Here is a 277-nt window from a genome sequence, read left to right as displayed (position 1 = left end):
CTTAATCTCTTTACTGAATTAGTTAAAGTTTCAGTATCGATATCTTTTACCGTATATGTTGGGGATACTATTTGTATAGATTTATGATGATTCGGGGACCAAATTAAATGCGAGGGATATTCCGGAGTACGTGAATTAGGGTAAAATGCAAGCGTTGGTTTATGATAAGCCGCAGCGATATGAACAAGAGCTGTATCAACAGAAATGACAAAATCACTATACTTGGTCAACGCAACGGTATAAATAAACTCATCAAATGGTAGTGTTTCGATTTCAA

General features: G+C 35.4%; 1 protein-coding gene. It reads right to left on the bottom strand.

All coding sequences use genetic code 11. From position 1 onward, the window contains the following. On the bottom strand, nucleotides 1-277 hold a 277-nt coding region (locus tag MFF64_RS36815; RefSeq protein ID WP_273557214.1), incomplete at both ends, for a glycosyltransferase family 9 protein.

The sequence above is a fragment of the Methylobacterium frigidaeris genome (assembly GCF_022179185.1).
GTDB lineage: Bacteria > Pseudomonadota > Alphaproteobacteria > Rhizobiales > Beijerinckiaceae > Methylobacterium > Methylobacterium frigidaeris.
Note: the sequence above shows the minus strand (reverse complement) of the source record. Positions and strands in the feature narration are given on the sequence as shown.